General features: G+C 67.0%; 16 protein-coding genes. 8 read left to right on the top strand and 8 right to left on the bottom strand.

The window, feature by feature from the left end; genetic code table 11:
* Positions 1-2 precede the first annotated feature (2 nt).
* The gene (gene sucB, locus SRU_RS04285; protein WP_118830348.1) at positions 3-1,829 is read left to right on the top strand and encodes a 2-oxoglutarate dehydrogenase, E2 component, dihydrolipoamide succinyltransferase; all 1,827 of its coding nucleotides are present in this window, start codon (positions 3-5) and stop codon (positions 1,827-1,829) included.
* A 203-nt stretch (positions 1,830-2,032) separates the two neighbouring features.
* On the opposite strand, the gene SRU_RS04280 is transcribed toward sucB, so the two are convergent.
* Positions 2,033-3,817, bottom strand: a complete 1,785-nt coding sequence (locus SRU_RS04280) for an SLC13 family permease (RefSeq protein ID WP_164923727.1) — start codon at positions 3,815-3,817, stop codon at positions 2,033-2,035.
* 360 nt (positions 3,818-4,177) lie between these two features.
* On the opposite strand from SRU_RS04280, the gene SRU_RS04275 reads away from it, so the two are divergent.
* From SRU_RS04275 to SRU_RS04265, 3 genes are read left to right on the top strand one after another with little or no spacing between them, the layout of a single operon-like run.
* A complete protein-coding gene (locus SRU_RS04275; protein ID WP_164923514.1) occupies positions 4,178-5,038 on the top strand; it encodes a hypothetical protein in 861 nt (286 codons plus the stop codon).
* Positions 5,039-5,078: 40 nt separating this feature from the next.
* Positions 5,079-5,957, top strand: coding sequence for a mechanosensitive ion channel family protein (locus tag SRU_RS04270; RefSeq protein ID WP_011403573.1), 879 nt, complete (start codon positions 5,079-5,081; stop codon positions 5,955-5,957).
* Between the two features lie 60 nt (positions 5,958-6,017).
* Positions 6,018-6,758, top strand: a complete 741-nt coding sequence (locus SRU_RS04265; protein WP_011403572.1) for a transporter — start codon at positions 6,018-6,020, stop codon at positions 6,756-6,758.
* 94 nt (positions 6,759-6,852) lie between these two features.
* On the opposite strand, the gene SRU_RS04260 is transcribed toward SRU_RS04265, so the two are convergent.
* From SRU_RS04260 to SRU_RS04245, 4 genes are all read right to left on the bottom strand, one after another.
* Positions 6,853-7,899, bottom strand: coding sequence for a porin (locus SRU_RS04260; RefSeq protein ID WP_011403571.1), 1,047 nt, complete (start codon positions 7,897-7,899; stop codon positions 6,853-6,855).
* A gap of 179 nt (positions 7,900-8,078) precedes the next feature.
* Positions 8,079-8,651 (bottom strand): hypothetical protein, encoded by a 573-nt coding sequence (locus SRU_RS04255; protein WP_011403570.1) that lies wholly within the window; start codon positions 8,649-8,651, stop codon positions 8,079-8,081.
* Positions 8,652-8,768: 117 nt separating this feature from the next.
* A complete protein-coding gene (gene corA / locus SRU_RS04250; RefSeq protein ID WP_164923513.1) occupies positions 8,769-9,851 on the bottom strand; it encodes a magnesium/cobalt transporter CorA in 1,083 nt (360 codons plus the stop codon).
* Between the two features lie 83 nt (positions 9,852-9,934).
* On the bottom strand, positions 9,935-10,117 hold the full coding sequence (locus SRU_RS04245) for a hypothetical protein (RefSeq protein ID WP_193345380.1): 183 nt from the start codon (positions 10,115-10,117) through the stop codon (positions 9,935-9,937).
* Positions 10,118-10,414: 297 nt separating this feature from the next.
* Between SRU_RS04245 and SRU_RS04240 the strand changes: the two genes are divergently transcribed.
* Positions 10,415-11,362, top strand: coding sequence for a tyrosine-type recombinase/integrase (locus SRU_RS04240; protein ID WP_013061396.1), 948 nt, complete (start codon positions 10,415-10,417; stop codon positions 11,360-11,362).
* Positions 11,363-11,436: 74 nt separating this feature from the next.
* On the opposite strand, the gene SRU_RS04235 is transcribed toward SRU_RS04240, so the two are convergent.
* On the bottom strand, positions 11,437-12,339 hold the full coding sequence (locus SRU_RS04235) for a universal stress protein (RefSeq protein ID WP_237701932.1): 903 nt from the start codon (positions 12,337-12,339) through the stop codon (positions 11,437-11,439).
* A gap of 350 nt (positions 12,340-12,689) precedes the next feature.
* Here SRU_RS04235 and secA point away from each other — a divergent pair, with 350 nt between their 5' ends.
* Entirely contained in the window at positions 12,690-16,172 is a 3,483-nt protein-coding gene (secA, locus tag SRU_RS04230; protein WP_011403566.1) for a preprotein translocase subunit SecA, read from the top strand.
* A 139-nt stretch (positions 16,173-16,311) separates the two neighbouring features.
* Positions 16,312-18,030 (top strand): DNA repair protein RecN, encoded by a 1,719-nt coding sequence (recN, locus tag SRU_RS04225; protein ID WP_011403565.1) that lies wholly within the window; start codon positions 16,312-16,314, stop codon positions 18,028-18,030.
* 70 nt (positions 18,031-18,100) lie between these two features.
* Here recN and lat read toward each other — a convergent pair whose 3' ends face one another.
* Together lat and SRU_RS04215 are read right to left on the bottom strand one after the other, a co-directional pair.
* Positions 18,101-19,489, bottom strand: a complete 1,389-nt coding sequence (lat, locus tag SRU_RS04220) for an L-lysine 6-transaminase (protein WP_011403564.1) — start codon at positions 19,487-19,489, stop codon at positions 18,101-18,103.
* An 82-nt stretch (positions 19,490-19,571) separates the two neighbouring features.
* Complete coding sequence (locus SRU_RS04215; RefSeq protein ID WP_011403563.1) at positions 19,572-21,287, bottom strand: amidohydrolase; 1,716 nt, start codon at positions 21,285-21,287, stop codon at positions 19,572-19,574.
* A gap of 252 nt (positions 21,288-21,539) precedes the next feature.
* Between SRU_RS04215 and SRU_RS04210 the strand changes: the two genes are divergently transcribed.
* Complete coding sequence (locus tag SRU_RS04210) at positions 21,540-22,094, top strand: GNAT family N-acetyltransferase (protein WP_164923511.1); 555 nt, start codon at positions 21,540-21,542, stop codon at positions 22,092-22,094.
* The last annotated feature ends 166 nt before the right edge of the window (positions 22,095-22,260 follow it).

The raw sequence follows: 22,260 nt of genomic DNA, 5'->3' as shown, positions 1-22,260 counted from the left end.
TCATGGCACAAGTTGACGTTGAAATGCCCAAGATGGGCGAGAGCATTACCGAAGGCACCGTCATTGCCTGGCACAAGCAGCCCGGCGACGAGGTGGAGCAGGACGAGATTCTGCTCGAAATCGGGACCGACAAGGTCGATACGGAAGTGCCCTCCCCCAAGGGCGGCGTGCTCACGGAGACGCTCGTCGAGGAGGGCGACACGGTGGAGGTGGGAACCATCATCGCAACGCTAGACACCGACACAGCAGCCGCGGAGGTGGACGCCGACGACGAGCCCCCCGCCGAGGCGCCGTCCGACGACGAAGCGGCCGCGGACGAGGCGAAAGAGGCCGCTCCGGACGCGGACGCCGAGGATGAGGCGGAGGCGACGCCCCCAGAGACGGATTCAGAAGAAGCTGCGTCTCCGGCCCCCTCCGGCGACGAGGTGGAGGTCGTGATGCCCAAGATGGGCGAGAGCATTACCGAGGGCACCGTCGTCGCCTGGTACAAGGACATCGGCGAGGCGGTCGCCATCGACGAGACCATTCTGGAGATTGGCACCGACAAGGTGGACACGGAGGTGCCCTCCCCCGCCGAGGGCGTGCTTACCGAGAAGCTCGTCGAGGAGGGCGAAACCGTCGAGGTCGGCACGGTCGTGGCCCTCTTGGCCTCGGAGGCGGAGGCCGGATCGGTGGAGCCCCCCGCGTCCGACGAGCCCGACACCACGCAGGAGACGGCCCCCGAGGCCGACGAGGCGGAGCTGCCCTCCACGCCCCCCTCCGGCGACGGGGCGGTGCCCGACGCCGACGAGCCGCAGCGCGCCCCCGAGGAGACGATTACGCGCCGCGGCGACGACGGGCGCTTCTACTCGCCCCTCGTGCGCTCGATCGCGAAGGAGGAAGGGCTTCGCATGAGCGAGCTGGAGTCGCTTGAGGGCTCCGGCCGGGGCGGTCGCGTGACGAAGGAGGACGTGCTCGCCTACCTCGACGAACGCGAGGAGGCCCCCGCGGCCCCTGCATCCGCCCCCGAGCGGCCGCCGCGCCCCGGTCGTTCGGACGAGGCCCCCCCCGCCCGCGGCGACTACACGGTCGACGAGGGCCCGAGCGACGAGGAGCTGCGCCAGCAGTACGGCGACCGCATCGAGGTGCAGCCCATGGACCGGATGCGCAAGATGACCGCCGAGCACATGGTGCGGTCGAAAGCCACGTCCGCTCACGTCACCTCCTTCGCCGAGGCCGACGTGACGGGCCTGGTTCAGCTCCGGGAGGCCAACAAGGAGGCCTTTCGGGAGCGCGAGGGCGTGAAGCTGACGTACACGCCCTTCTTCGTGAAGGCCGCGGTGGAGGCGCTCCGCGAACATCCCCTGCTCAACGCGAGCGTGGAGGGCGACAAGATTGTCATCAAGCACGACTTCCACGTCGGCATCGCCGTGGCCATCGGCAACAAGGGCCTCCTCGCCCCGGTCATTCGCAACGCGGGGGACTACAACGTGTCGGGGCTGGCCCGCAAGGCGGCGAACGTGGCCGAACGGGCCCGCAACAAGGAGCTCCAGCCCGATGAGCTGCAGGGCGGCACCTTCACGGTCACCAACATCGGCTCGCTCGGCTCCCTGATGGGCACGCCCATCATCAACCAGCCGCAAGTGGGCATCCTCGCCACCGGGGCCATTCAGAAGCGGCCGGTCGTCGTGGAAAACGACGGCCTCGGCGACGCCATCTCCGTGCGCCACATGATGTACCTTTCCCTCAGCTACGACCACCGCATTATCGACGGCGCCATGGGGTCCAGCTTCCTGCAGCGCGTGGTGACGGAGCTGGAGTCCTTTTCCGCGGACGCGGACCTGTTCTAATCCCAACGCCCCCCACTCAGATCGGTCGCGTGGCCCCGTCCCTGTAGCCCGCCGTCCCAAAGAGGACCAAGAGGGGCCCGGGCTGCGCCTCCGACGGAATCGGACCTGGGGCGCCCGCCGCGCGAGGACGCCGGCCCCATTGTCGGATGGGCCCCACATCGAGTGGGAGCGGCGGTGCGGGAGACGGAAGGTCGGCCCCGCCCCTACACGCCCCACAGCAGCCAGATGCCCCCGCACGTGACGAGGGCGAGCAGCACCTGCAGCGGCGCCCCCATCCGTAGGAAGTCGGTAAAGCGGTACCCGCCCGGCCCGTACACCATCAGGTTCGTCTGGTACCCGATCGGGGTGAGCAGGGCCCCGCTCGCGGCGAAGGTGACCGCGAGCACGAACGAAAAGGGATCCGCCCCCGTCAGCTGGGCCGCCTCCACGGCCATCGGAATCATCAGGATGACGCTGGCATTGTTGCTGATGAGTTGGGTGACGAGGCTGGTGAAGACGTAGAAGACGAGCAGGAGCGCGACGGCGGGGATCCCCTCCGACACCGCCGTCACCCCGTGGGCCAGGTACGCCGCGGTGCCGGACCGCTCCATGGCCATCCCCAGCGGAATGAGGCCCGCCAGGAGCACGATCACACTCCAGTCCACCGCCTCATACACCTCGGTGGGCCGCACGCAGCCGGTGGCCACCATGGCCACGACCCCGCCCAGGGCCGAAACGAGGATCGGCATCACCTCCAGCGCCGCAAGCCCGACCACCCCTCCCACAATGCTGAGGGCAAGCGGGAGCTTTTCGCTCCGAAAGGACGTCTCCTCGTCGTCCTGCACGACCACGAAGGTCCGGTTCCGCTCGAATTGTTCAACGGCGGGGGCCGACGCCTGGACCAGCAGCGTGTCGCCCCCGCGCAGCGGCATCGCGTCGATCTCGTCGTAGAGCAGCTTCCCGTGCCGCCGAATCGCGAGCACCAACGCGTCGTACTGCTGCGCAAACCGGATCGACCGCAGCGTCTCCCCGAGGAGCGGATTGTCCGACAGCAGCACCACCTCCGTAAGCACCTCCTTCTCCCGCTCGATCTCGACGTCATCCTGCGTGATCTTCGTGTGCACCACCGGCTCCAGCTTCTGGGTTTGCATCAGCTCCATTAGCGAATCGCGGCTCGTTCGCAGCAGAAGCACGTCGCCCGCGCGAAACTGCTTGGGCCCGAGCGGAGCGGCGAACGCCTCCCCGTCGCGGCGCATCTGCATGACATCGATGTCCAGGTCCAGCGCGGTCAGCGCCTGCCGCACCGCCACCCCGACGAGGGGCGAGGCCTCGGTCACCACGACCTCCGTCAGGTAGCCGCTCATCTCAAACTCGTCGGTCAGGTCTTCCTCCGGCTTGATGCGCTCCGGCAGCAGCCGGTGCCCCACCGCCATCAGGTACACGACGCCCGTCGTCAGCACGAGCGCCCCCAGCGCCGTAAACTCGAACATCGAAAACGGATGCCCGATCAAGCGCGCGCTCACGTCGCTCGCCAGGATGGAGGTGGAGGTCCCAATCACCGTAAGCATCCCCCCCAGCATCGACGCGAACGAAATCGGCATCAGCAGCTTCGACGGCGACATCTTCGTCTTGCGTGCAATGTTGATCGCCATCGGAATCATCATCGCCACCACGGGGGTGTTGTTGATGACGCCCGCCGTGGTGCCGGAGAGCCCCACCAGCGCCCCGTACTGCTTGTAGAAGCTTCCCTTCGCCCAGTCCACGATCCAATTTCCGATCCGCCGAAGCACCCCGGTCCGCCGGACGCCCTCACTGAGCACGAACATCGCCAGCACCGTGATGGTGGCCGGGCTCGCGAAGCCCGCCACGCCGTCCGTCGGCCCCACGCCCGTCCACGGCTCCAGCAGCACAACCGCCACGATGACCCCAAGAGCGGTCATGTCGATCGGGATGACCTCCGTGATGAACAGGACAAGCACGACGGCGATGAGCCCCAACACGACGAACATGTCGAGGGTAAAGACGGGCGCCGTCTGGGCCAAAAGAAGCGAAGCCACGGGTGGAGAGGCGGGAGCGAGGCGAAGGACGAGGAATGGGTACGCACATGGTGAAGAGCCGGCCTCGGAGACACAACCACCAGGGCCGCGCCGCCCGAAATCCTTCCGATCTTATGAAAATGTCGGGGCGTGCACTCGACCGGCTCGGGGGCATCGTACGGGTGCCCCGCACACGCGGTCTCTTCCGGTTGCCCACGGACACCTCTGCCTTTATTTTTGGATGGCGATTGCTTGGATGGCGATTGCCGAGATTGCGCTTTATTTTCGAGCGGTTCCCCCCTCGCCCTCTTCTTCCAATTCCTCAGCCGGACCATGGAGCCCTCCACGCCCAACGGGGACCCGACGCCGTGGTGGGGCACGGTCTCCCTCGACGTGCGGACCGGCGGCCGGTGGGCCGTCGGCCCGTCGACGCTCTGGCTCTACCGCACGGACCGCGAGTGGCGGATCGTTCATCGGCCGTCCCCCGACGCCGGGGCCGCAGATCCCCTGTCCAACCGAAGCGACGTCACGATGCCCCTCTCGGAGGCGGACATGGCGCCTGTTCTCGACACGGACGATCCGGCCGTTCACACCAGCCGCTACAGCTTCGGCGACACCGAGCCGCGCATTGCGCTGCGGCCGGCCCTGGCCGACCGGCCGGTCGTCTCGCGGCCGGAGCATCCGCTGTACGTGCCCCCGGAGGAATCGGTGACGCTCTACCTGAGCACGGCCCTCTGGATTCAGATCACGCTTCCGGACTCGGAGCGGAAACTGCAGGAGGTGCCGTCGTTCCGCATGTCCGACACGTGGTTCGGCCCCTCCACCGTCGACGGGGAACTCTGCTACGCCACCCGCACCGCCGGCCGGCTCCGCCTCGACGCCCTTCCGCGCCGCGACCACCGGGCCGTGACGCCGCTCCGGATCCGAAACACCGCTGCGGACCCGCTGGCCCTGGAGCGGGTCCAACTGCCGACCCAGCACCTGGCCCTGTACACGGCCTCCGGCGGTCGGCTCTGGACCCAGGCCGTGACGATGACGCACTCGGCCGGCCGGGAGGGGGCCGACGTGCAGGTCCGAAGCGGCCCCCCGGCCGACGCGAAGGCGGCCGAGCGTCTCCAAGAGCCCCGCGAGACGACCAAGAAGAGCCTCTTCACGAGCACGTTCAGCGCCGTGAGCACGCTCTTCGCCCCGTAGCGCCTCCCCGCAACGTTCTCTTTTCCAACCGAACCGTCTCATGGAGCAGTGGTGGACCCTTGCCGTCGACTACCTGACGAGCCCGCAGGCCGTAAGCGCGCTCAAGGCCCTGCTAAAAATCCTCGTCGGCCTTGCGCTCGGCCGCCTGGCCGGAAACGGACTGGCCCGGCTGTTTGCAGAGGACGACGCGCAACGAGCCATGATCCTCCGGCGGGGCGCGCTCTACGGCATCGCCGGGCTGTTCACGGCCTCGGCCCTCATGGAGCTTGGGTTCGACCTGAGCGTGCTGCTCGGGGCGGCCGGCATCCTGACCGTCGCGATCGGGTTTGCCTCCCAAACCTCGGCCTCCAACGTCATCAGTGGCCTCTTCCTGCTGGGCGAGCGGCCCTTCGCCGTCGGCGACGTGATCCGCGTGAACGGCACCACCGGCGAGGTGCTTTCGGTCGACCTGCTCTCGGTCAAGCTCCGCACCTTCGACAACCTGTTCGTCCGCATTCCGAACGAGACGATGATCAAGTCGGAGGTGACCAACCTGCGCCGGTTTCCCATCCGGCGGATTGACCTGCAGGTGGGGGTGGCCTACAAAGAAGACCTGCGGGAGGTGCGCGAGGTGCTGATGGAGGTGGCGGACCGCAACCCCCTGTGCCTCGAAGAACCGACCCCTCTTATCATTTTTCAGGGCTACGGGGACTCGTCCATCAATCACCAGTTCTCGGTGTGGGCCAAGACCGAACACTTCCTCGACCTCCGCAACAGCATTCCCGTGGAAATTAAGGAAGCCTTCGACGAGCACGATATCGAAATTCCCTTCCCCCACCGGACCCTCTACACCGGCAGCGAGACGACGCCGTTTCCGGTGCAGCAGGCGGGCGAAACGGACGATCCGTTCCCCTCCGCCCCGAACCCGGAACCGACCTAGCCCCTTCGGCCCTCACTCGTCTCTCCCTCATTCCCTCTCGTAAACGCCTCTTTCCGACGCATGAACCTCTCTTCGACCCGCCTTGCCCTCGCTCTTGTCCTCCCGTTCGCCGTTGTATTGCTGGCCCCCTCGTCCGCGACGGGACAGATCTCTGCGGATCGTCCCGGGTTTGGGGACGGCCCGGCGACGGTCGCGCCCGGCACCGTTCAGGCTGAACTCGGGGCCGCCGCGGCCAACGACGACTTCGGCACGAACGCCGAGCTCGGGCAGCTCCTGCTCCGCTACGGCGTGGCCGACTTCCTCGAACTTCGGGGCGGTGTCGGCTCCTTCGCCCTCGACGCCCCCGACACCGAGTACACCGGCACGAGCGTCGGCGGCAAGCTCCGCCTCGCCCAGTCGTCCCTGTCCACACTCAGCGTGGTCAGCACCTGGGCCCTCCCGACCGGAACGGGCGCCTTCGAGAACGAGCGCGTGTCCCAAACCCTGGCGCTCGCCTTCAACGGCGCCCTCGGGGAGGGCCTCGGCCTCTCGGCAAATGCCGGGACCTCCGTTCCGTACGGCGGCGACGCGGACCCCTCATACCTCTTCATCCCGACGCTGAGCTTCGGCGTTACCGACCGTGTGGGCGCGTACGTCGGCTACGCCGGGTTCTACACCACCGGCCTCAATCGGAACTACGTGGAGGCGGGCCTCACCCTCCTGTCGAGCCCGAACACGCAGCTGGACGTGAATACCGGGCTTCAGGTCGACGAGAACCGGGGCGCGTTCTTCGCCGGCCTCGGCCTGGCCCACCGCTTCTAGCAAATAGCAAACACGACGGGGACGCCCCCCGAATACATTCGCGCCCGCTCCGCAAAAATAACTGATGGGTACGGGGCGTTCGGATTCGTGTCTCCTAAAAGGCCACCTGCAGTCGCCCCGTGAAGAAGCCGTCGGCCACGTCCTTGGTCGACGCCTTGTAGTTGACCACCACCCGCAAGACCGACGAGGCGTCGTAGTTGTATCCCAGGACGAGCTGGTCGTCGGGGGACGAACCGGGCGTGTCGGGGTCGTAGCCCTCCAGCCGCGCGAGCACCTGATGCCGGTCGTCGACGTTCAGCCCGGCCGTCGCGTAGTAGCCGACGGGCGACTGGGCCTCTGTTTCGGGGACGGTGGGCCCGTCATGCTCCAGGTCGGCCGCGTGCAGGGCCCCGGCCACGAGCCACCGCTCCGTCTCGTACTGGGCGTCGGCCTGCACGAGGAGGCGCGTCCCCGTAAACGAGGACGCGGTATTCGGAATGGTTGCCTGGTCGTCGATGCTGTAGCCCCCACTCGCGCCCACGTCGAGCGTGCCGGGGCCGAGGGGCACGGCGCCGATCAGTCGCCCCAGGTACAGGAGGTGGTCGTTGTCGTTCGTGCTGAGGCCCCGCGTCCCGTTGAAGGCCCCCAGGGTGGCGGTGACCTGCGCGTCCCTCGCCTCCGCCGTCAGGTCGCCCGACAGCTGAACCCCAGCCTGTCGGTTCGGGGCGAGGGCATTGACCACGCGGGCCCGCTCGGCGAATCGAATGCGCGGACGCGACGTGAGAAATTCGGCGCTATACGGCGTTTTGAACAGCCCCCCACGGAGCCGGACCCGGTTGGCAAGGGGGAGCTGCACGTACGCGTCGAGGAGGGGACTCGACGACGTGAAGTCGGTCTGTACGACGTAGGAGAGCCCCTCGGCCTGCCCCCCGAGCCGCAGCCGCGCACTTCGGGCCCGGAAGCCATCGTTGGGGCCGCCGGTCCGCCCCAGGTAGGCATCCGCCTGCACGAGGCCGCCCACGCGGAGGGCATCGCCGGCCCCCACCGTACCCCCCGCTTCACCAGGCGACTGGGCGACTGCCGGGAGCGCCCCCGCACACAGCCCGACGAGCAGCACGGCGAATCCCAGGGCAGAGTGTCTCAAGACGGCAGCAAACGACATCGTGGGGTGTCACCAGTCACAAAACAAAATGAGCGAGGGGCCGCCCGTCTTTCGAAGAGACGGCGCTCGGCGCCACGGCCATTCAAAACCAGGGTCAACACGAGGAGAACATCCAGGGGTCCCCTCCCCGATCACCGGCCCGGATGGTCACGATCAACCGCCTCGTCGGGGCCGCGCCGCTACCGGAACTCCAACCAGAACAGGATGGTGACGACGAGGATGGTCAGGCTAATCAGGAGGTTGGTGGCCGTGACCCAGCCGTCACTGATGCGGTCCAGTTTGTAGAGGCACAGGTCGTAGGCGCGGTCGTACGTTCGTTTGATGCTCGACAGGACGAGTTCAGCGTTGTCTGCCCCACCGGTCTCGACCGTGTCGGCCCTCGCGAAGACGAATGAGAGCTGCTCCACGTCCTGCTCGAACGCCCGTACGGAGGTGCGCACCTCGTGAAGCTGACGGAGGCGCTCCTGGAGCGCTCGCCGCCCGTTCCGGCTGTAGAAGGCCGGCTCCAGGTCGTATACGTCCTCGAGAATGTCGTCCAGATGCTCATCAAGCTCGCTTCCCTCCTGGATCAGCGTCGCAAGCCAGTTCCAGTACTCCTGCTCCGAAAGGTCGTAGATTCCTGCGTCTGCGGCCCACTCCTCCGTCGAGCGTGCGGCGGAGGGCCCCCTCCCGGTCAACTCGGGCGGCAGAACCTCGTCGAGGGCGTCGCCGCGCTGATAGACGGCCGGGTCGGCGGAGTCGGAAGAAGGCATCAGGGAGAAGGGGGGAGGTAGGGATGGTGCGGAAAAACGTGTTGTTCTGGGGACCCGTGTCGCGCGAGGGGCAGTCCCGACGTTCGCATGGCGAGACGAGGGGCGTGAAGCGTCCCCTCAAATCCATTCGCGGCGCCGGAAGTACACCAGGAGCGCCCCGGCCGTGACGATCATCAGGCCCCATACGGCGGGGTAGGCCCATTGCCATGTCAGCTCGGGCATGTATTCGAAATTCATGCCGTAGATCCCGGCCACGAACGTGAGCGGGATGAAGATCGTCCCGATGATCGTCAGCACCTTCATGATCTCGTTCATGCGGTTGCTGATGGACGTCATGTGCAGGTCGTGCAGCCCGCTCGCCGTGTCGCGGAGCGCCTCCACGAGGTCGAGCACCTGCACCACATGGTCGTACGTGTCGCGCACGTAGGGCCGGTTGTCATCCGCCCAGAAGGACGAGTCGAGTCGTTCGAGCTGGTGAAGGAGCTCCCGCATCGGCCACGTCATCCGGCGCATGAAGATCAGATCGCGGCGCAGGTCGTGGATGTCGTCCTCCACGTCGTGACCGTCCGCCCCCATAATCTCGTCTTCGAGGTCTTCGGTGCGGGTCCCCAGTTCGTCCAACACCATGAAGTAGTGGTCGACGATTACATCGAGGAGGGCGTAGGCAAGGTAATCCGGGCCCCGGTCGCGGATGTGCCCCCGCCTGTTGCGGATGCGCTTGCGGACGGGATCGAACACGTCGCCGGGGTCTTCCTGAAACGAGATGAGATTGCGTTCCCCCACCAGAAAGCTTACCTGCTCGGCCCGGAGGGCGCCGCCCAGATCCTCGTCGAAGTAGAGCATCTTGACGACGAGGTAGAGATAGTCGGCCTGGGGGTCCAGCTTGGGCCGCTGGCCCGTGTGGGCGATGTCCTCCTGAATGAGCGGGTGGACGTGGAAGTGGTCCCCAACGGTTCGGATTACGGACTCGTCGTGAACCCCCGTGACGTTGATCCACGTGACCGGCGCCGTGTCCCGGTACGTGAGCACCTCGTCGAGGCCTTCGTCGTCGGTCTCAACAAGATGGTCGGGCCCGTATTCCAGAACCCGAAACTGGACGGGCGCGGTGCGATCCTCTCCCACAAACACGACGGAGCCGGGGGGCAGCCCCACCTTTTGCTCCGGGGACAAGGAGGCCAGGTCGCGGTCGTCAAAAGACATGCAGGCACTGGCTGACAAAGGCAAAACATCTTTGGGAGTCAACGGGGGGACTGCCCGAAGGATTCTCGTGCGTGGCAGCCCGTCTAATGGCCTTCGCCCCACCACTCCCGGATGGACGCCCCGAGCAGGGTGAGCACCGTCAGGGGAATGACAACTGTCCACATGGCCGTGCTGAATGTGGGAAGCGCGTCGCGTTGCGTCGCGGCGAGAAAAAGATACCCCACGTACGCCCCGTAATAATAGCCGAGGAAGAGGCCCCCTCCCACCGGGCCACCACCTGTCCGGTGAAGAAAATCGGCAGGCAGGCCACGGCGGCCCCGATCACCAGTAATGCGATTCCCGCGACGAGAAAAAGGGCAGCCATCGAAGGACGAGACGGACGGTGCGGGCGGTTTTGGGGCGGGGGAATTGGGGCCGGTCCTTGAAGGTCGCGCCCGGGAGAAGGTTCGTACACGGTGCAGGCCCTCAGGACAGGGGACCCGTCGGATTCCGTTATTGACACCGTCCAGCGTGGGCCGTTGATTAAACGATGACGGTTTCTCTTCCTCTCTGCTCCCCATCCCATGCCCGACGACACGTCCTCGCCCGACCCGGAGCTGGAGCTCTCCCTCCGGGAATTGCGCGACCACCTGCAGGCCTTTCAAGACGACTACCTGGAGGACAAAAGCGACGAGACGGTGGGCACGTACCGCCGCTCCCTGAACTCGTTTGAGAAGTGGTTCGTCCAGCAGAACACCTTCCGGTTCACCGAGGACGGGGTGCGCGAGTACAAGCGCTACCTGATGGAGGACCGCGACCTGAGCCAGGTCTCCGTGTCCACCTACCTGACGGCCCTGCGGCGCTTCTGCCAGTACCTGACCGACGTCGGCGAGCTGACCGAAAACCCGGCCACGGGCGTGAAGGGCAACCGTCGGCCCGAGACGCACTCCCGCTCCGTGCTCACGGAGTCCGACATCGAGAAGCTGGAGGCAGTCGTGGACGACGCGACCCAGATCGACAAGCGCGACCACGCCATCATCTCGCTCATGCTCTACGCGGGCCTTAGCGAGATCGAGATCGTGCGGGCCGACGTGGAGGACCTGGAGCACACCCTCATGGGCCCGGTGCTACGCGTGCAGGGCAAGGGGCGCGAGGTCAAGGACCAGGAGGCGCCGCTCGATCCGCCCGTGCTGGAGGCCGTGGAGGCGTACCTCGACACCCGCGACGATGTGCACCCCGAGGATCCGCTGTTTGTCTCGCACGGCCACCGGTCGAAGGGAAAGCGGCTCCAAACCCGGTCGGTGCGAAGCCGCATCAACGGCTACCTCAAGGAGGCCGGCATCAAGCGCAAGGGGGTCACGCCGCACAGCCTCACCCACACGGCCGCCCTCCTCTGGCTCAACGACGGCATGCCGCTCGAAGAGGTGAAGGAGCGCATGCGCCACGGCACCCTGGACACGACGATGATCTACTACAAGAAGCAGGGCCTCCTCAAACGCGACCCGGAGGACCTGGAAGAGCTGGACGTATAGAGAGCCAAACGCACTGAGGGGGGCGGCGCGAGGCGGCGCCGGCCCTCAATAGGCCCCCCGATGCACCGGGCCGCTCAGTCCGCGAGCGCCCGGATGGACCGGCCGTACGTCCGCACCGTGAGCACGGGACAGGGCACGTGCCGGATCACGGCCTCCGCCACGCTGCCGAGCAGGAACCGCTCCAGCCCCGTCCGCCCCCGAGTCGACATGACGATGGCGTCCGTCTCCTCGGCCTCGGCGAATGCAGCGATCGTGGACGCGGCCGCGCCGGTTCGGACGTGCACCGCCACCGGAACGCCCAGGGCCCCCAGCCCGCGGCCCATCGTCGCCAGTGCCCGTCGGGCCTTTTTCTCAGGGCCAACGTGCTCCTCGTCCGAAACGGACGGCGCCGGTTCAGGGGGCGACGCCGAACTGCCCGTCACGACGTGCAGGAGGTCTACCTGTGCGTCGAAGACGCGGGCCCACTCCGCCGCCACCCGTGCGGCCTCCCGCGCATTCTCCGAAAAATCCACGGGCACGAGGATGCGGTCCAGCATTCCGGGCACGGGCGGAGCGCCAACCCCCTTTCCACGCAGGGCGAGCACCGGGCGTTTGGCGCGGCGGATCACCGTCTCGCCCACGCTCCCCAACAGAAGCCGGCGGGCCCCCTGGCGGCCCCGCGTGCCGAGGGCAATTAGGTCGATCTCTTCCTCGTCGGCGAAGCGGTGGATGGTCTCAGCCACGCCGCCGTCGCTGCGGGACACGCCCTCGATGTGCACCGCGCGCAGGGCCTCTTCCGAGACCGCCCCGGTCCGTTGAAGCGTCTCTCGGACGGCCGGCAGGTCCCGGGCCGGGTAGGGGGCGTCGGACCGATCGGTCACGTGAAGCACGTAAAATCGCGCCTTCATTTTCGCGGCGAGGGCGAGGCCGTGGGGCAGCACCCGGGCCGAGGCGGGCGTAAAGTCGTGGGGCACCAGAATTCTATTGACAACGAGCATGGCCCGGTGGATGCAGGAAATGAGATTGGGACGGGCTCCCCTCGACGCCCGAGCGCCGCCCCCACTTCGAAGAGACGGGCTCTGCCCGCCCGCATTTGCAGAAACTACATGGGCCCCGTTGGGTTCGGGGCCCCGCTGCGTCCCCTCAGCGGCCTTCTGCCCCCCAGGCCACTCCGGAGCCCACGGACGCCTGTGCCAGGCCGAGCGGGAACGCAACCCGGCGCCTTCCGTGACAACCGTGATGTATTTCGCCGCCGCCCCTCGTTTGGGCGGCGTCGATACGGCGGACGCCGCCGCTGGAGCATGCGACTCGTCGTCTCTCTTCCCAGGCACGCGCCCTCTTCGCACATATGTTTGAATGGATCAAGAATCTGTTCGGCGACCCGAATGAGCGGGAGCTCAATAAGCTCTGGCCCATCGTCGAGGAGATCAACGACCATTACGAGGAGCTTCAGGACCTCACGGACGACGAGCTCCGCGCCAAGACCGACGCGTTTCGGGCAGAGATTCGGGAGGCCGTGGCCGACATCGAAGCGCGGCAGAATGAGATTCGGGAGAAGCTGAAGCGAGCCCCCGGCCTGGAGGGCCCCGTCGGCGGGGACGGACAGGTAACCGAGATGGAGGGCGAGGCCCTCTCCCTCGACGAGCGGGACGCCCTGTACGACGAGTTTGACGAGCTCGAGGAGGAGTGGCAGGACGTCGTGGAGGACACGCTGTGGGAGCTGCTCCCCGAGGCGTTTGCCGTCGTGAAGGAGACGTGCCGCCGCATGCTCGGCGAGACGTGGATGGCCGGCGGCTCGAAGATTGAATGGGACATGGTGCCCTACGACGTGCAGATCCTGGGCGCCATCGTGCTCCACCAGGGCCGCATCGCGGAGATGAAAACCGGCGAGGGGAAGACGCTGGCCGCCGTGATGCCCCTCTACCTCAACGCCCTCACGGGCCGGGGCTGCCAGCTCGTGACGGTCAACGACTACCTCGCCGAACGGGACACCGAGTGGATGGGGCCCATCTACGAGTTTCACGGCCTCACGGTCGACTGCGTCAACCGCTACGACCCGCACACGGAGGGCCGCAAGGAGGCGTACGAGGCCGACATCACGTACGGCACCAACAACGAGATTGGCTTCGACTACCTGCGGGACAACTCGTTCGTCGTGCGCCCCGAGCAGTTGATGCAGCGGGGCCACCACTACGCCATCATCGACGAGATCGACTCGGTCCTGATCGACGAGGCCCGCACGCCGCTTATCATCAGCGGCCCGGTGCCCGACCAGGAGAACGACGAGTACCGGGAGCTGCGCGACCCGGTGGAGCAGCTCGTGGAGGCCCAGCGCCGCCTCGTGCGGTCGTTCGTGAAGGAGACGCGCGAGCTGCTGGAGGAGAAAGAAGAGGCCGAGGAAGAAGGCGACTCGCGACGCGCCCAGGAGCTGGAGGACGAGGCAGGCCTGTCCCTCTTCCGGGCCTCCCGTGGCTACCCCAAGAACCGCCAGCTCCAGAAGCTCCTCAACGAGCCCGGCATGGAGCGCCTGCGGCAGAAGACCGAGAACTTCTACCTGCAGGAGAACGCCAAGCGCATGCCGTTTGTCGACCAGGAGCTCTACTTCTCGGTCGACGAGAAGAAGCAGACCGTGGAGATGACGGAGAAGGGCCAGGAGTACATCGCCAAGATCATGGACGAGTCGGAGGACCTGTTCGTCCTCCCCGTCGTCGGCGACAAGATTGCCGAGGTCGAGGACGAGTACCAGGAGAAGGTCGACGAGCTGGAGGAGGCGCTCCAGGAGGAAGACCTGTCCCAGGAGAAGCGCGAGAACAAGTACATGAACGACAAGCGGGAGCTGGAGAAGGAGCTCCAGGAGACGAAGCGCGAGATCTACAACACCTATTCGGAGCGGGCCGAGCGCGTCCACGCCATCGAGCAGCTCCTAAAGGCGTTCACCCTGTACGAGCGCGACACCGAGTACATCGTGCAGGAGGGCAAGGTACAGATCGTCGACGAGCACACCGGACGCGTCATGGAGGGGCGCCGCTACTCGGAGGGCCTCCACGAGGCGCTGGAGGCGAAGGAGGAGGTCGAGATTCAGAACGCCACGCAGACCTACGCCTCCGTCACGCTCCAGAACTACTTCCGCATGTACGACAAGCTGTCCGGCATGACCGGCACGGCGGAGACGGAGGCGGAGGAGTTCAACGAGATCTACGACCTGGACGTGGTGGTCGTCCCCACCCACGAGCCGGTGCGGCGGGACGACAAGGACGACCTCGTCTTCCAGACGAAGCGGGAGAAGTACAACGCCATCGTCGAGAAGGTCAAGGAGTACAACAAGCGCGGCCAGCCGGTGCTCGTGGGCTCGGCCTCGGTGGAGGTGTCCGAGACGATCAGCCGAACCCTTGAGCGGGAAGGCATTCCCCACAACGTGCTCAACGCCAAGCAGGACCGGGCCAAGGAGGAGGCCCAGATCGTGGCCGAGGCCGGGCAGAAGGGCTCCGTCACGATCGCGACGAACATGGCGGGGCGCGGGACCGACATCCAGATTACCGACGAGGTGCGCGAGCTCGGCGGGCTGGCGATCCTGGGCTCGGAGCGCCACGAAAGCCGCCGCATCGACCTTCAGTTGCGCGGCCGTGCCGGGCGCCAGGGCGACCCGGGCGAGAGCCAGTTCTACGTCTCCCTCGAGGACGACCTGATGCGCCTCTTCGGCTCGGACCGGGTGGCGAAGGTCATGGACAGCATGGGCATCGAGGAGGGCGAGGTCATCACGCACCCCTGGATCAACAAGAGCATCAAGCGGGCGCAGTCGAAGGTGGAGCAGAACAACTTCGCCATCCGGAAGCGCCAGTTGGAGTACGACGACGTGCTCAACTCGCAGCGCGAGGTCATCTACAAGCGCCGCCGCGAGGCCCTTACCGGCGAGCGGTTCCACGGCCAGGTGCTCAACATGCTCTACGAGTACATCGAGGCGCTCGTGGAGCGGCACTACGGGCAGGGCAACATCGCGGGCCTGCGGGAGGACCTCCTCCGCACCCTCGCCTTCGACCTGGAGATGGACCGCGAGGAGTTCGTGCAGCTCGGGGAGGATGGCGTCGTGGACCACGTCTACGACGTGGCGACCGACTACTACCGGCAGAAGCGCGCCAACATTGCCCAGCCGTTCCACCAGACGCTGCGCGACCTGAAGCAGGAGCGCGGCGACGACATGATCGAGCAGGTGTTCGTCGACTTCACCGACGGCCAGGACGCGATCCGGGCCGTGGCGGACGTCGACGAGGCCCTCGAGACGAACGGGGAGGAGATCAACGAGGCGCTGGAGCGCACCGCCATGCTCCAGACGATCGACGAGAAGTGGACCGACCACCTGCGCGAGCTCGACGAGCTGAAGGAGGGCATCGGCCTCCGCTCGTTCGGGCGCAAGGACCCGGTCGTGGAGTACAAGATGGAGGCGTTCGACCTCTTCTCCGACATGATGGCCGAGATTGGCCAGGAGGTCGTCTCCCTCGTCTTCCGCGCCGGGCCGGTGGTCGACGACGAGGTGCAGACGGAGGGCCAGGGCCCGCGCCGCCGCCTCAGCCAGCGCAACGCCCAGACCCAGCACGACTCCGCCCAGCCCGACTACAGCATCGACGCCGACGGCGACGGGGGCGGCGGCCAGGAGGGCGAGGCCGCCGAGCGCGACCCCACCGTCGAGGAGAAGCAGCCGGTGACCGTGGCCGACGAGCCGGGCCGCAACGAGTACGTCACCGTCCGCAACAACGCCAACGGCGAGACCACGGAGATGAAGTGGAAGTACGCCAAGAAGAAGATCAATCAGGGCGGCTGGTCCCTGGTGTCTTGATCCGGCCGTGCCGCCGCGCACGATGGCCTTGCGTCGGCCGGGCGACCCCTCTTCCACTGACGATTACAGATTGAGGATGGGCGTTCGGGCCTTGCCCCCGCACAGTCTTCAATCCGTAATTTGAAAGCCCCATTCTGCCATGCTGCAGTCGTTGTCCGTTCAGGACTATGCCCTGATCAAGGAGCTGGAGATGGAGTTCGAGAGCGGGCTGAACATCATCACGGGCGCCACGGGGGCCGGCAAGTCGATCCTGATCGGGGCGCTGCGCATGATTCTGGGCGAGCGGGCCAACACCGACGTGGTGCGGGAGGGCACCTCGAAGGCGGTCGTGGAGGGCATCTTCGACGACGCGGACACCGAGCGCATCCGGGCCGTCCTCCGGGAAAACGAGATTCCCACCGATCCCCTCCCCCGCGTCATCCTGCGCCGCCGCATCACGGAGCGGGGCAGCCGCGGCTTCGTGAACGACACCCCGGCCACGCTCGACGTGATGCGGGCGGTGGCCGGCGAGCTGATCGACCTGCACGGGCAGCACGAGCACCAGAGCCTCCTCCACACCGAAACCCACCTTCGGCTGCTCGACAGCTTCGGCGGGCTGAGCGGGCTCGTCGAAAGCTACCGGGACCAGCGGAGCCGGGTGGCCGAGCTCGTGGAGGAGCGCGAGGCGCTGGCCGCCCGCGAGCGGGAGCTGCGGCAGCAGAAGGAGCTGTACGAGTTTCAGATCGAGGAGATTGACGCCGTCGACCCCCAGCCCGGCGAGGAGGACGAGCTGCGGGCCGAGCAGCGCGTGCTCGAAAACGCCGAGCACCTCTACGCCTCCACGAAGGAGCTGTACGAGCGCCTCTTCGAGAGCGAAAACGCGCTGCACGATCAGCTCGTGATCTCACGCAACGACCTGCAGGACCTTGCCCGCATCGACGACGCGTTCGAGGAGCACGTCGACGAGATCGAGTCGGCCCGCATCATCGTCAGCGAGCTGGCCAACTTCCTGCAGGACTACAACGCCCACGTCGAGTTCGACCCGGAGCGCCTGCAGGACATTCGGGAGCGCACCACGGAGATCGAGAAGCTGAAGCGGAAGTACGGGGGCAGCCTGGAGGCCGTCCTGGAGCACCGGCGCGAGATCGGCGAGAAGTACGAGCTGGCCCAGGATTTTGAGGGCAACCTGGAGCGCCTCGACGCGCAGATCGACGAGGCGAAGGCGGACCTGACGGACGTGGCGCAGCGCCTCTCCCAGAAGCGCCGCGAGGTGGCCACCCGGATCGAAGACGCCATCCTCGAGGAGCTGGGCACGCTCGGGATGCCCAACAGCCAGTTCGAGGTGCGCTTCACTCGACAGGAGGACCCCGACGGGTGGATCCAACCCGACGACGCGGACGCCCACTACCGGGCGTTTCAGAAGGGGATGGACCAGGTCGAGTTCTTTATTTCCACCAACGTCGGCGTCTCCCCCATGCCCCTCGCCGAGGTGGCGTCCGGCGGCGAGATCAGCCGCATCATGCTCGCGCTCAAGACGATCCTCGCCAAGAGCGAGCGGCTCCCCATCCTCGTGTTCGACGAGATCGACGTGGGCATCTCCGGCAACATGGCCCGCCGCGTGGGCGAGAGCATGCACGACCTCGCCCGCTACCACCAGATCATCACGATCACGCACCTCCCCCAGATCGCCGCCCTCGGGGACTGCCACTTCAAGGTGGAAAAGATCGTGGAGGACGGCACCACGAAGACCACGATCCACCGGCTCGACGAGGACGAGCAGGCCACGCAGGTCGCCTCCCTCATCAGCGGCGAGGACATCACCGACGCGGCCCTCGCGAGCGCCCGCGAGCTGATGGCGGCGGGGGAGCGCGACGAATAGCGGCGTCGGGGCCCCGTCGGGACGCCCGGCCCGGAACGGTGCGCTCCGGCCCGCTCAACGCCAAGGTGCCCTACTGGGCGTGGGCCCGGGTCTCGTCGGCGTGTGGGCCGTGCTCACTCGCCATCGTCTTCAGCGCGCGGCGGATGCAGCCCATGCCCTCGTCCACCTCGTCCTCCGTAATTGTGAGCGGCGTGCGGAAGCGGATGGACCGGTCGCCGCACCCGAGAATGATGGCCCCCTCCTCGTACGTCTGCTGGGCCACGTGGTCGCGGTACTCGGTGCTCGGAAGCGTAAAGGCCGTCATGAGGCCCTCGCCCCGTACGTTGGACACGGCCGGGAACTCCTCCGCCAGTTCGTGCAGCCGGTGCTGGAGGTGCGTCCCCACCCGTCCCGCGTGGTCTACGAGCTGCTCCTCCTCCATGATTTCGAGGATGCGGTCGAAGCGTACCATGTCCACGATGTTGCCGCCCCACGTGGAGTTGATGCGGCTGGGCGTCTCGAAGACATGATCGTCCACCTCGTCGAGCTTGCGCCCGGCCAGGATGCCGCACACCTGGGACTTCTTGCCGAACGCCATGATGTCGGGCTTTACGCCCAGGGCCTGGTGCGCCCAGAACTCGCCCGTGATGCCGACGCCACTCTGCACCTCGTCAAACACGAGCAGGGTGTCGTTCTCGTGGGCCAGGGCCTTCAGCTCTCGCAGGAAGGCGGGCCGGAAGTGGTTGTCGCCCCCCTCCCCTTGAATCGGCTCCAGGATGACGGCGGCAATCTGGTCCTCGCGCTCGTGGAAGTGGCGCTTGGCCTGTCGGAGGGCCTCCTCCTCGTGGGCCCGCACGCGCTCCTTCTCGTCGGCATCGAGCGGAAAGTGGACCTTCGGGTTCGTGATGCGCGGCCAGTCGAACTTCGGGAAGTACATCGTCTTCCGCGGGTCGGCCGTGTTCGTGAGCGACATGGTATAGCCCGTGCGCCCGTGGAAGGCCTGGTCCAGGTGCAGCACCTGGTGCCCCACCTCGCGGCGGTATCCCTTCTGATGGTTCTTGCGCACCTTCCAGTCGAACGCCGTCTTCAGCGCGTTCTCCACGGCCAGGGCCCCGCCGGAGATGAAGAACGTGTACGGCAGGTAGTCCGGAATGCCCACCCGATCGAAGGTGTCCACAAACCGCGCCATGTGCCCGGTCATGACGTCGGAGTTGGTCACCTTGTTGAGGGCCGCGTCTACCAGCCGCTCCATGAACGCCTCGTCCCCACTCATCTTCGGGTGGTTCATCCCGAGGGGGTTCGAGGCGTAGAAGCCGAACAGGTCAATGAGTGAGCGGCCGCTTTTCTGGTCGTGCAGCCGAACGCCCTGACTCGCCTCCATGTCGAGCACCATGGGCATCATGCCCTTCGTCAGCATGTGCTCGGACAGAAGCTCTTTGACCTCAGCAGGACGAACCGAGTTTGGGGAAACCGCTTCCATAAAGGGGACGGGCTCGTGAAAATGACCGAGTGGAATATAGAAATTCGCCAGCCGCGGGGACGTTTCCCTCCATTCGGAATCGTCACTCGTTGGCGTAGGCCACCTCTCCCCCCACGATCGTATAGTCGACCGTCGCCTCCCGGAGCCGCTCCGGCGGGCCCGTCAGGATGTTTTCGGAGAGCACCGTCACGTCGGCCAGCTTGCCGGGGGTGAGGGTGCCCTTCACGTCCTCCTCGAACGCCATCCGGGCGTTGTTGATCGTGTAGGACTGGAGCGCCCGGCGACGCGTGAGGGTCTCGTCGGGGGTGAACGTCGTGTCGGTGCCGGGCACCTGCCGCGTCGCCGTGCAATGGAGGCTGGCGAGCGGATCGATCTTCTCGACGGGCACGTCGGTGCCGTTGCCCACCACGGCCCCGTCCGCCCACAGCGTATTCCAGAGGTAGGCCCCCTGGTCCACCCGCTGGGCCCCGAGGCGCTGGTAATTGTACGGGGCATCGGAGCAGGCGTGGATGGCCTGCATGGAGGCCATAACGCCCAGGTCCGCGAAGCGGGAAATGTCGTCCGGGTGGAGGTGCTGGGCGTGCTCGACGCGCCAGCGCCGCTCCGCCCCGCGCCCGTCGGCCGCCTCAAACAGCGACGCGTACAGGTCGAGCGTCTCTCGGTTCGCCCGGTCCCCGATGGCGTGGACCGCGATTTGGTAGTCCTCGTCGAGCCCAATCTCGGCGATTTCTCGCACGCGCTCCATCGGTGTCACGTTGATGCCCGTGTCATTCGGGGCGTCGTCGTACGGCTCCAGCATCCAGGCGCTGCGCGAGCCAAGGGCCCCATCGACCGTCACCTCCCCGATGGCCCGCACGGTGAGGTGCTGGTCGGCAGCGCCCACGGTGCGTATTTCCGCGAGGCGCTCCTGGGTTTCGGGCGTGACCTCCCCCTGCGCCACCATCGCGTACATCCGAATGTCGAGGGCCCCGCGCTCGGCCATCTCGCGGTACAGGCGGATGGTCTCGAAGGACGCCCCCTGGTCCTGGAAGCTCGTCACGCCGTTCGCGAGCGCCTCCTCGGCGGCCAGCCGTACCTGTCTCTCACGCCGGGCGCGGCGGTCCGCCGCGCTCATGCCACTCCGCGACGCGTCGAGGGCCTCCTGCACCAGCCCCGCCGCCGTTTCGAGAAGCACGCCGGTCACCCGCTCCTGCGCGTCCCGCACGATGGTGCCCCCCTCCGGATCGGGCGTGTTCGGCCCGATCCCCGCCGCCTCCAGGGCCGCGTCGTTGGCGATGGCCGCGTGGCCGCTGGCGTGGGTCAGGTACACCGGGGTGTCGGGCGCGGCCTCGTTCAACCGCGCGTTCGTCGGGAAGCCGCGCACCATGCGCTCGGGCGTCGAGGTCCACTTTTCCTGATGCCAGCCGCGCCCCTCCACCCATGCGCCGGAGGCCGTCTCGTCGGCGGACGAGTCTACCTTCGCCACCACCCGCCCCCACGACGAGGTGCCCAGGAGGTCGAGTTGCATCTGTGCCTGCCCCATGCCCATGTAGTGGCCGTGTCCCTCGATGAAGCCCGGGACGGCAAGCCGTCCCTGAAGGTCGATGACGCGCGTGTCGCCCCCGACGTAGGCGTCGATCGCGTCGGCGCTGCCGACGGCCAGGAGGGTATCGTCCGCGGCCGCCAGGGCCTCCACCTGTTCGTGGTCGTCGTCGAGCGTAGCGACGGTTCCGTTCGTCAGCACGAGGTCGGCCGTCGGGGACGACGAACAGCCCACCAGGGCAAGGGCCGCGAAAAGGACAAGCGATCGGAGGGCCATGACGTAGCGTCGGATCGGTCAATGAGATTAGAACCGTCTCCTTCTTGATCTCGGAACGGCCCACACAGTCTCGCGACTCCGGGACGCCTTGTCAAGGCGTGCGGGCCTCACGCGCCGACTGCGACGCCGCTACGACGCTCCACCGGCCCCGTCCAACCCGATGGCCTACCCATCCGGCATGGACGCGACGGAGCACGCCCTTTCTGCGCTCGTTTTTTGAGCACGCTGTCTATCTGTGGAACGCATCCCCTCATGAACGAACGGCACCTCGACGACGGATTCCGTCTCTCCGGCGTGGAGCGGCGGGACAAAGCAGCGGTGGTCGAACACCTGCAGGAGAAAGAGATCTGGGAGAACACCCTCGACATCCCGTGGCCCTACACCGAGGACGACGCCGCCGCCTGGATTGAGGGCCGGATCCAGCACCGGTCCGAGCAGCCCAAAGAGACGACCTTCGCCCTCCGTCGGGCCGACGGGCGACTCGTCGGCGTGGTGGGGGCCGACGACCTCGACGTCGGCGCCTCCCACCGTGCCCGGATCGGCTACTGGCTCGCAAAGCCCTACTGGGGGCGGGGCCTGATGACCAAGGCGGTCACCCGGTACGCCGAGTACGCCGTTACGGAGTTGGACGTGGTGCGGCTCACGGCAGAGGTCTTCGCCTGGAATGAGGCGTCGGCCCGGGTTCTGCAAAAGGCCGGATTCACCCAGGAGGGCCGCCTGCGCAAGCACCGCGAAAAAGACGGGGCCCTGGTAGACGTTCGCTACTTTGGCCTGCTGCGTGCGGACCTCGACGGGGCCCGTGACTGATCGGGGGTCCTCATTCCGCCCCGTCGATCGGCCTCCTCCGTCGTTCCGCCTTTTTGGTAAAGCCTACGTCCCTGTTACCTGTCTGCTGGGGACCGGCGCGAACCGGCCGGCCGGCCCAGAGAGAGGAACGGGCATCGCGGGCCCACGTATTTCCTCTTCCGTGTTT

Origin of the sequence: Salinibacter ruber DSM 13855 (genome assembly GCF_000013045.1) — a bacterium.
GTDB lineage: Bacteria > Bacteroidota > Rhodothermia > Rhodothermales > Salinibacteraceae > Salinibacter > Salinibacter ruber.
The sequence above is the reverse complement of the archived record's forward strand: the minus strand, read 5'-3'. Positions and strand labels throughout refer to the sequence as shown.